This is a genomic window from Streptomyces sp. NK15101 (assembly GCF_020400725.1).
Classification (GTDB): domain Bacteria; phylum Actinomycetota; class Actinomycetes; order Streptomycetales; family Streptomycetaceae; genus Streptomyces.
Window position 1 is genome coordinate 1 of the sequence record NZ_JAINVG010000163.1, and the last position, 6,748, is coordinate 6,748.

A 6,748-nucleotide genomic window follows, 5' to 3' on the forward strand; every position below is an offset into this window, starting at 1 on the left:
TCCGCCGAGCAGTGGGTGGAGGAGCTGACCGGAGCCGTGCTGGAGCACGACGCCTCGGGCTTCGTCCTCTTCTCGCCGGGCGGCGGCGCCCAGGACGTCGACGCGCTCGCCCGCTGGGGCGGCGAGATCGTCCCCGCCGTGCGCGAGGCGCTCGCGAAGGAGCGCGGCTGACCCGGATCCTGTACGGCGGATCGCGGTCGGGCCCGTGGCGCCCGGCAGGGCACCCCGCCGCGTTGCCGGAACGCCCCGACAGCTCCGGCGCCTTGCGATGCGCCCCCTCGGCCCGGCGGGCCCGCGGGGGAACCCGGGCGCCGCGGCCTTTCCGCCCCTGATCCGCTGAACAGGCCTGGCGGCCGGAGGAGCTCACCCCCGGGGATCGGGGCGCCCCTCCGCCAGCGCGGCGAGCCGGTCCAGGGCCATGCGCGTGCCGGTCTCGTTGTCCGCGGGCGGCACCGCGTCCGGCACCCCCGCGTGGACGACCCGGACCTCGGTCCCGCCCTCGATCTCCGTCAGCGTCGTCGTGAGGATCATCGTCCCGTGCAGCGCGGGGTCCGGCGCCTCGAACTCGATGCTCTCGACCACCTTCTCGTACGGCACGAGCTCCAGGAAGGTGCCGTGGTACGTGTCCGTACGCGCCCCCGACTTCCCGGCGCCGTCGGGTGACCCGTACCGCAGCGACACCCGGAAGGCGCCCCCCTCGCGCGCCTCGAAGACGTGCACCTCGCAGGTCATCCCGTACGGCACCCGCCAGCGGGCGACGGCGTCCGGATCGAGGAGCGAGCGGTAGACGACCGAGGCCGGGGCGGCGATGCGGCGGGACACGCGCGTGGTGTACACGCCTCCCAGGCTAGGGCCTGTCGCCGAACTCCCGCCCGCCCCACGACAGGCTCCCGGGGCCTGCCCGAAAGTCCCGCCCGCCCCACGACACCCCCTTGGCCGCCCACGGGCGCGGACGCCGTGGGGAGACCGTCGGAAAACCCGTGGGCACGGGAGGCGGGACGACGTACCGTTCCGCCCCGTGATCACTCCTGGAACCGATGCCTCTGCCACGTCCGATCTCCCTCCGCGCCTCGGCGGCCTCACCTTCCACGGCCCCCTCTCCGAGGCCCGCGCCACCCGCATGATCGAGCGGCTCGCCGCCGCCGCGCCCGCCGACGTGCTCGACATCGGTTGCGGCTGGGGCGAGTTGCTCCTCCGCGCCCTGGAGGCGGCGCCCGCCGCCAAGGGCGTCGGGATCGACATCAACGCCGAGGACCTGGCCCGCGGCCGGGCACTCGCCGAGCGGCGCGGGCTCGCCGACCGCGTCGTCTTCGTCGAGGAGTCGGCGCTCGGCACCGACCGGGGCCCCGTCGACGCGATCCTCTGTCTCGGGTCCAGCCAGGCGCTCTGCGACCCCGAGCTGCCGCACGACCCGGCCGCCGCCCTGCGCGAGCTGCGCCGGCTGGTCCGGCCCGGCGGGCGGGTCGTGCTCGGCGAGGGCTTCTGGGAGCGCACGCCGACCGAGGCGGAGCTCGCCGGGATGTGGCCCGGCGCGACCGCCGACGACCACTTCTCCCTCGGCGCCCTCGTCGACCTCGCCGTCGAGTCCGGCTTCCGGCCCGCCTGGATCGAGACGGCGAGCGCGGAGGAGTGGGAGGAGTTCGAGTCCGGCTACCGGTACGACACCGAGCTATGGCTCGCCGCCCACCCCGGCCACCCGCTCGCCGCCGAGACGCGCGAGCGCGTCGACCGGCAGCGTGACGGCTGGCTGAAGGGCTACCGGGGCGTCCTCGGCATCGCCTACCTCACCCTCGTCGCCGTGGTCTGAGGCCCCCGGGGCCCGGGCTCACCACTGCCGTCCGGCTCCCAGCGCCGCGCGGCCCGGTGCCGACAGATGCAGCACCCGGAAGCGCTCCCCCTCGTCGGCGGGCGCCTCCGGGCCCGCCCACAGGGTGAACGAGAGCAGCTCCCAGTGGCGCGGGTCCACCGCGAGGGCGGAGGCCACCACCCCGTCCCGCCGTGCCTCGCGCGCGTGCCGGGCCACCGCCTCCGCCACGGCCTCGCCCGGCGCGACCCCCTCCCCGAGCGGGGTCCTCCGCCGCGTCGCGGCGCCCGGCGCCGACGCGGTCGCCGGCCCCTCCTCGTACGACAGGCCAGCCCAGTGCTGCACCACCGGCCGGCCGAAGTCGTCGACGACGCCCTGGAAACCGGGGCCCCAGAGGAAGGAGTTCATGCCCTCGGGGGTGTCCCAGAGGTAGAACGGCGCGTACTGGTTGACGGGCGACCCGGCCTGCCGCTCCCGGACCAGATAGGCCTTCAGGCCGAGCCCGGGGAAGGCGTCGAGGAGGTGGCCCCTGGTCGCCACCCGCTCGCGGATGATCTCCATGTCGTAGTCGGCGGGCAGGGTGATCTCGTACTGCAGCGCGTGCACGGGAAGGTCTCCGATTCTCAGGGGCGAGGTGGGGAGGTCAGGCGGCGAGCAGGGCGAGCAGTCCGCGTACGGCGGTGTCGAAGGGGGCGCGCGAACCCGTCGCGCGGGCCAGCACGTACCCGCCCTGCACGGTCGCGAGGACCGTCGCCGCGATCTCCTCCGGATCGAGGGAGCCGCTCAACTCGCCGCTGTCCAGGCCCTCCCGGACGACCTCGGCGAGCCGGCCGCGCACCCGGCCGAGCACCTCCTCGACCGGCGCGCGCAGCTCCGGGTCCGCGATGACCTCCGGGTCCATGGTCAGCCGGCCCACCGGGCAGCCGCGCAGGACGTCGCGCTCGCGCCGCAGGTACGCCTCGATGCGGGCGTGCGCCGAACCCCCGCCGCCGAGGACCGCCTCGGCGGCCGCGCCCAGCTCCTCGGCCGAGCGCCGGATGGCCGCGAGCGCCAGGTCCTGCTTGCCGGCGAAGTGGTGGTACATGCTGCCCTGGCCCGCGCCCGCCGCCTGCTGGACGGCCTTGGGGCTGGTGCCGACGTAGCCGCGCTCCCACAGCAGTTCGCGGGTCGCCTCGATCAGCCGCTCGGAGGTGCTCATGCTCATGACGGCACTGTACATACCAGTAGGTACAGAACGGAAGCAGTGGCCGCGCGGGCGGCGTACTCCCGGTGTCGTACGCCGGAAGCCGCTGCCCGTACGACGACCCGGGCCCCCTCCCGGAGCGAGTCTCGAACCACGGACACGCCACAGCCCACAGCACACCGAGGAGCTGAACCCCCATGAACACACTCGCCCACGCGGGCCCCGGCCCGTGGGTCCTCTTCTTCCCCCTCGTCTGGGCCGCCGTCGTCATCGGGATCGTCACCGTCGCCCGCCGCGCCGGATGGCGCCGCGGACGCGGCTTCGGCGGCGACCTCCGCCGTGCCGGCGGGCCGGACGAGCACTCGCCCATCGCCCTGCTCGGCCACCGGTTCGCGGCCGGCGAGATCGACGAGGACGAGTACTGGCGGCGCCTGACCGTCCTGGAGGAGCAGTTCGGCCGCGCCGCGGACCCCAAGGGGCGCCGGACATGACCGCCCCCGCCCCGCTCCCCGCCGCCCGGGTCGTCGACGCCGTCAAGGTGTACGGCCGCGGCGACACCGAGGTCAGGGCGCTCGACGGCGTGAGCGTCGACTTCCCCGCCGGCCGCTTCACCGCCGTCATGGGCCCGTCCGGCTCCGGCAAGTCCACGCTCATGCACTGCGCCGCCGGACTCGACACCCTCACCTCCGGCGCCGCCCTCGTCGGCGAAACCGACCTGTCCACCCTCGACGACCGGCGCCTGACCCTGCTGCGCCGCGACCGGATCGGCTTCGTCTTCCAGGCCTTCAACCTGCTGCCGACCCTCACCGTCGCCGAGAACATCACCCTCCCGCTCGACCTCGCCGGGCGCACCGTCGACCGGGAGCGGTTCGACCGGCTCGTCGACACCGTCGGCCTGCGCGACCGCCTCCACCACCGGCCCGGCGAACTCTCCGGCGGACAGCAGCAACGCGTCGCCGTCGCCCGGGCCTTCGCCGGCGACCCCGACGTCGTCTTCGCCGACGAACCCACCGGCAACCTCGACTCGCGCTCCGGCGAGGAGGTCCTCCGCCTGCTCGGCCGTACGGTCCACGACACCGGCCGCACGGTCGTCATGGTCACCCACGACCCCGTCGCCGCCGCCCATGCCGACGAGGTGATCTTCCTCGCCGACGGCCGTCTCGTCGACCGCATGACCGGTCCCACCGCCGACCGCGTCCTCGACCGCATGAAGGCCTTCGACACGGGAGGCCCGGCGCCGGTCGCCGGCCCGGCGGCCGCCCGTGGAGGTGCGACATGAACGCCCCCGCCACGCTCCGGCTCGCCCGGTCCTCGCTCCGCGCGCACCGGCGCCGCTTCCTCGGCACCTTCGCCGCCGTCCTCCTCGGCGTCGCCTTCCTCACCGGCACCCTCGTCATGGGCGACACCCTCCGCGCGAGCTTCGACTCGATGTTCACCGGCGCCACCCGGGGCACCGACGCCATCGTCCGCAGCGCCACCACCGTGACCGCCGCCGGCGAGGCCCAGGGCACCCGAGGCCCCGTCGACGCCGACCTCGCCGAGCGCCTCGCCCGGGTCCCCGGGGTCGCCGCCGCCGCGCCCCGGATCGAGGGCGCGGGCCAGCTCCTCGCCGCCGACGGCAGCCCCGTCGGCGGCAAGGGCCCGCCCACCCTCGCGGGCAACTGGATCGAGGACCCCGCCCTCAACCCGTACCGCCTCGCGGAGGGCCGCGAGCCGAGCGCCCCCGGCGAGGCCGTCGTCAACCGGGGCGCCGCGCGGACGGCCGGTCTCGCCGTCGGCGACACGACGGTCCTGCGCACCCCCGACCCGGTGGAGGTCACCGTCGTCGGCCTGGCCACCTTCGGCGGCGCGGACGGCATGGGACAGGTCACCTGGACCGGCCTCACCCGCGCCGACGCCGAGAAGCACCTGACGGCGCGGCCGGGGGAGGCGACGAGCATCGCCGTACGCGCCGGGCCCGGCGTCTCCCAGGACGAGCTGGTCGCCGCCCTGGCGCCCGCGCTGCCCGACGGCGTCGAGGCGATCACCGGACGGCAGGCCGCCGAGGAGAACACCGAGGCGGTCTCCGGCCGCTTCCTCGACCTCTTCACCACCTTCCTGCTGGTGTTCAGCGGGGTCGCCGTGCTCGTCTCCGTCTTCACCATCCACAACGCCTTCGCCGTCCTCGTCGCCCAGCGGACCCGCGAGAACGCCCTCCTCCGCGCGATCGGCGCCGCCCGCCGCCAGATCGTCACCGGCACCCTCGCCGAGGCGCTCACCGTCGGACTGCTCGCCTCCCTCGCCGGGCTCCTCGCCGGGACCGGCGTGGCCGCCGGACTGCAGGCGCTGTTCCCCGCGATCGGCTTCCCCTTCCCCGAGGGCGACCTCGTCGTGGCCGGCACCTCCCTGGCCCCGCCGCTCGGCGTCGGGCTCGCGGTCTGCGCCGGCTCGGCGCTCCTGCCGGCCGTGCGGGCCGGGCGCACGGCCCCGCTCGCCGCGCTCCGCGAGACGGACCTGGACGGCTCGGGCACCTCCCGCCGCCGCGCGCAGGCCGGCGGCGCCCTGCTCGCCACCGCCGTCGGCACGGTCCTCGCCGGCGTCCTCGGCACCCCGTCGCTGTGGCCCGCCGCCATCGGGGCCGTGCTCGCCGTCGCCGCCTTCGTGGTCCTCGGACCGGTCGCCGCCTCGCTCGCCGTACGGGTGCTCGGCCGTCCGCTGCGCGGCGTCAACCGCCGCCTCGCCCGCCGCAACGCCCTGCGCAGCCCGGCCCGTACGGCCGCGACCGCCACCGCCCTGATGATCGGGGTCGCCGTCGTCACCCTCTTCACGGTCTTCGGCGCCTCCCTCAAGGCGACCATGGACCGCACGGTCGACCGCTCCTTCGCCGGGGACGTGGCCATCGGCGCGCCCTCGTTCGGCGCGGGCGGCAGCGGGCTCAGCCCCCGCCTCGCCCCGGCCGTCGCCGCGCTGCCCGAGGTCGACACCGCCGTGGGCCTGGGACGCGGCGTCGCGGAGGTGGACGGCCGGGGCCGCGCGCTCACGGTCACCGACCCGGCCGCGCTCGCCCGGGCGCTCGACCTGGGGGAGGTACGGGGTTCCCTGGCCGCACTCGGTACGGACGGGCTCGCCGTCGCCGCCGACGAGGCCGCCGCCTCCGGTCTGGCGCCCGGCGGGACCGCCGAGCTGACGTTCACCGACGGCAGCCGGCACACCTTCACGGTCCGCGCGGTGTACGAACGCGCCGACCTCGCGGGCGACTACCTCGTCACCCGGGCGGCCTGGGCCCCGCACCGCGTCCAGGACGCCGACCGGCTGGTCGCCGTCTCCTTCGCGGACGGAGTCCGCGCCGAGGACGGCAAGGCCGCCGTGACGGCGGTCGCCGACCGGTACGGCCGTCCGGAGGTGCAGACCCGCGAGGAGTACGCGGAGGTCTCGGCGGGCGGCATCGACATGATGCTCACCCTCGTCTACGCGCTCCTCGCGCTCGCGGTCCTGATCGCGCTGCTCGGCATCGCGAACACGCTGACCCTATCCGTCCACGAACGGACGCGGGAGCTCGGCCTGTTGCGGGCCGTCGGGCAGACCCGGGCCCAGCTGCGGACCATGGTCCGCTGGGAGTCCGTCCTGGTGGCCGCCTTCGGGACGGTCGGCGGGCTCACGCTCGGCGGTTTCCTCGGCTGGGTCCTCGTCCGCGCCTCGGGCGACGGCTCCCTCGCGTTCGCCGTACCGACGGTGCGGCCCCCGGGCCCCGGCCCGGCCGGGCCGGGGGGGGTCGGGGGGGG

The 6,748-nt window shown here is 76.3% G+C and carries 7 protein-coding genes; 4 read left to right on the forward strand and 3 right to left on the reverse strand.

Annotated elements, in window-relative coordinates:
* Window positions 1-363: 363 nt before the first annotated feature.
* Complete coding sequence (locus K7G60_RS37865; RefSeq protein WP_225805511.1) at window positions 364-837, reverse strand: SRPBCC family protein; 474 nt, start codon at window positions 835-837, stop codon at window positions 364-366.
* A gap of 181 nt (window positions 838-1,018) precedes the next feature.
* On the opposite strand from K7G60_RS37865, the gene K7G60_RS37870 reads away from it, so the two are divergent.
* Window positions 1,019-1,807 carry a cyclopropane-fatty-acyl-phospholipid synthase family protein gene (locus K7G60_RS37870; RefSeq protein WP_225805512.1) on the forward strand — a complete coding sequence of 263 codons (789 nt, stop codon included), beginning with the start codon at window positions 1,019-1,021 and terminating at the stop codon, window positions 1,805-1,807.
* Between the two features lie 18 nt (window positions 1,808-1,825).
* On the opposite strand, the gene K7G60_RS37875 is transcribed toward K7G60_RS37870, so the two are convergent.
* Window positions 1,826-2,410: a DUF4865 family protein gene (locus K7G60_RS37875; protein ID WP_225805513.1), complete on the reverse strand. Its 585-nt coding sequence runs from the start codon at window positions 2,408-2,410 to the stop codon at window positions 1,826-1,828.
* 37 nt (window positions 2,411-2,447) lie between these two features.
* Window positions 2,448-3,023, reverse strand: a complete 576-nt coding sequence (locus K7G60_RS37880; RefSeq protein ID WP_225805514.1) for a TetR/AcrR family transcriptional regulator — start codon at window positions 3,021-3,023, stop codon at window positions 2,448-2,450.
* A gap of 161 nt (window positions 3,024-3,184) precedes the next feature.
* Here K7G60_RS37880 and K7G60_RS37885 point away from each other — a divergent pair, with 161 nt between their 5' ends.
* From K7G60_RS37885 to K7G60_RS37895, 3 genes are all read left to right on the forward strand, one after another.
* A complete protein-coding gene (locus K7G60_RS37885; protein ID WP_225805515.1) occupies window positions 3,185-3,478 on the forward strand; it encodes an SHOCT domain-containing protein in 294 nt (97 codons plus the stop codon).
* Complete coding sequence (locus tag K7G60_RS37890; protein WP_225805516.1) at window positions 3,475-4,266, forward strand: ABC transporter ATP-binding protein; 792 nt, start codon at window positions 3,475-3,477, stop codon at window positions 4,264-4,266. The genes K7G60_RS37885 and K7G60_RS37890 overlap by 4 nt, the downstream gene beginning before the upstream one ends.
* Window positions 4,263-6,748: FtsX-like permease family protein (locus K7G60_RS37895; protein WP_225805517.1), on the forward strand; the 2,486-nt coding region annotated here is incomplete at its 3' end. The genes K7G60_RS37890 and K7G60_RS37895, both read left to right, overlap by 4 nt.